Below are 3,247 nucleotides of genomic sequence, written 5' to 3' on the forward strand. Positions count from 1 at the left end.
ACATCCGACCTCTGCGATCGCGCTCGAGGATGTGACCGTCTACGCGGTACCGGTCCGGGATCTGTCCGCGCTCGGCCAACGCATCAGAGGGTTCGATCGCGCCTTGCACTTCGCGCTCAGCCGCCAGTTGTCACGGCGCGACGAACAGATCGCGCTGATGGCTCCCATGGCTGCCGAGGTGCGCATGGCCCGCTTTCTCATGCAGCAGTCGCTGCACATGGCCGCCCGGGGGCAATCACCGCGCCTCTTCCACCTGCCCATGGGTCGGCGTGACATCGCCCGCTACCTGGGCATCGCGCATGAGACGGTCAGTCGTTCCTTCGGTTCAAGCTCGCTGCGGGAGTGCGTGCGTGTCGAAAACCGCGCCATCGCAATCCTCGACATGGACCGCCTCGCGGCCCTGGCGTGCAGCACCTGCCAGTTGGAAGGCGCACCCCATCGAACTCATCGCCCGAGGCCCCAGGCGGTGGCACCCGACCTCACGGTCCGGGCCTCTGCTGCGGAAGGTCGACGGCTGCGATGCGTCGCGTGATAACGCCGGAATGCCGCGGCAGTTCGATCAGCGAAGACCCAAAGGACCAGTCGATGGGCAGGCCGTTCGTCAGGGCCGCTTCGGGAATCCGATCGCGCGCGGCTGCAGTGCACTTGCGCTGCGCCTGCTGACAGAGTGCGGCTGCGGTCATCACGGACGCCGGGCTTAGGTCAGTACCAAGATGGATCGGCTCCACCGCAGGAGTGCGCCAGCATCTCCCGCAAAGGCAGGCCTGCGGGCAACCGCAGCCCATTGGTCCACAGCCACCTGCCCAGTTGGAACAGGCCGATGTGCGCGCCGAACGTGTGGGCGATCAGCATGAATTGCCGGCTATCAAGGTGCGCATGGGCGGGTACAGTCCAATGTAGCGATGACGCTGCCGATGAATTCCGGATTGCCCACATGACCCCGCCTGCCCCGAAACCCGACGCTGCTTGGCATGCCCTGGACGCCATGCAGGTGATGGAGCGCCTGCAAACCGATGCGACGGCCGGGCTGGCGGCAGCCTCCGTGGCGCGCCGCCGGGCCGAGCACGGGCCCAACCGCCTGGCCGAGGTGAAACCGACCCACCCCATGTGGCGCCTGGCACTGCAGTTCCACAACCTGCTGATCTACCTGCTGCTGGGCGCAGCCAGCATCACCGCCTTGCTGGGGCATTGGGTCGACACCGGGGTCATAGTCGCAGTGGTGGTGCTCAACGCCGTGATCGGCTTCGTGCAGGAAGGCAAGGCCGAACGCGCGCTGCAAGCCATCCGCCGCATGCTCTCGCCGCGCGCACTGGTGCTGCGCGACGGCGCGCAGCATGACATCGACGCCACCGACCTGGTGCCCGGGGACATCGTTCTGCTCGCCTCGGGCGACCGCGTGCCGGCCGACCTGCGGCTGCTGCAGGCGCGCAACCTGCGCATCGACGAGGCCGCGCTGACGGGCGAGTCGGTGCCCGTGGACAAGGACACCGCTGAGGTGGACGAGGCGGCGCCCATCGGCGACCGCTTGGGCATGGCCTACGCCGCGACCATGGTCACCCAGGGCCAGGCCCGCGCCGTGGTGGTGGCCACCGGTGCGCGCACCGAGATCGGCCGTATCGGGCGCCTGCTGGAGGAGGTGCAGGCCGTCACCACCCCGCTGCTGCGCAAGATGAGCGATTTCGGCCGCGTGCTGAGCTTGGTGATCATGGCGACGGCGGCGCTGCTGTTCGGCTTTGGCACGCTGGTGCGCGACTACGCCGCCATCGACATGTTCATGGCTGCGGTGGGTCTGGCGGTGGCCGCCATACCCGAGGGACTGCCCGCAATCATGACCATCACGCTGGCCATCGGAGTGCAGCGCATGGCCAGGCGCCATGCGGTGATCCGCCGCCTGCCGGCCGTCGAGACGCTGGGCTCGGTGACCGTGATCTGCTCGGACAAGACCGGCACCCTCACCCGCAATGAGATGACCGTGCAGCAGGTGGTGCTGGCCGAGGGCTGCTTCACCGTGCAGGGCGCAGGGTATGCCCCGCACGGTGGGCTGGAGACGGTCGACGGCCCGTGCGCCGGCTGGCCGCCTGCGGTGCGCGACCTAGCGCAAGCCGGCGCGCTGTGCAACGACGCCAGCCTGCGTGAGCAGACCGGGCCAGTTGGAGGTGCTGGTCAGTGGACCGTGACCGGCGACGCCACCGAAGGCGCGCTGCTGACGCTGGCACGCAAGGCCGGCTTCGACCTCGCCGCGCTGGCGGCGCAGCAGCCGCGGCTGGACGTGATCCCGTTCGAGTCGGAGCACCGCTACATGGCCACGCTGCATGCCCCAGGTACAACCCCGGGTGCAGGCAACTTGGTGTTCGTCAAGGGGGCCCCCGAACGGGTGTTCACCATGTGCGCGGCGCAGTTCGATGACCAGGGCCGCGAACAAGCCTTCGACGCCGCCGCCTGGCACACCCGGGTCGATGAGCAAGCCGCTGCGGGCCGGCGCGTGCTGGCGCTGGCGCGGCGCGTTCTGCCGTCGGACCACGCACGCCTGGTGCTTGGCGACGTGCAAAAGGGGCTGACCCTGCTCGGCCTGGTGGGCATCATCGATCCGCCGCGCGACGAGGCGATCCGCGCCGTGGCGCAGTGCCGCGCCGCCGGCATCGAGGTGAAGATGATCACCGGCGACCACGCCGTGACGGCCAGCGCGATCGCGCGCCAGATCGGCCTGGGCGGCGGCGACGTGAAAGCCGCCACCGGCGCCGAGGTCGAGGCCTGCGACGACCTGGCGCTGCGCCGCCTGGCGATCGAGACGACCGTCTTCGCACGTGCCAGCCCCGAGCACAAGCTGCGCCTGGTGCGTGCCCTGCAGGCCGAGGGCCAGGTGGTGGCCATGACCGGCGATGGCGTCAACGACGCCCCGGCGCTGAAGCAAGCCGATGTCGGCGTGGCGATGGGCATGAAGGGCACCGAGGCCGCCAAGCAGGCAGGCTCCATCGTGCTGGCCGACGACAACTTCGCCTCCATCGCGCATGCCGTCGAAGAAGGCCGCACCGTCTACACCAACCTGCGCAAGACGGTGACCTTCCTGCTGCCCGTCAACGGCGGCGAGTCGCTGACACTGCTGCTGGCCGTGCTGCTGGGCATCGCCCTGCCAATCCTGCCGGCGCAGATCCTGTGGGTGAACATGGTCAGCTCGATCGGCCTGGCCATGGTGCTGGCCTTCGAACCGACCGAGGCCGACGTGATGACGCGGCCGCCGCGCCGGCCC

At 69.4% G+C, this 3,247-nt stretch carries 2 protein-coding genes; both read left to right on the forward strand.

Features of this window, described 5'->3' with window-relative positions; translation table 11 throughout:
- Window positions 1-532 (forward strand): helix-turn-helix domain-containing protein (locus tag Q8R75_RS12495; protein ID WP_305663687.1); only part of this gene is annotated, 532 nt, incomplete at its 5' end.
- A 402-nt stretch (window positions 533-934) separates the two neighbouring features.
- The coding region (locus Q8R75_RS12500) for an HAD-IC family P-type ATPase (protein ID WP_305663688.1) at window positions 935-3,247 on the forward strand (2,313 nt) is incomplete at its 3' end.

The organism is Methyloversatilis sp. (genome assembly GCF_030696805.1).
GTDB lineage: Bacteria > Pseudomonadota > Gammaproteobacteria > Burkholderiales > Rhodocyclaceae > Methyloversatilis.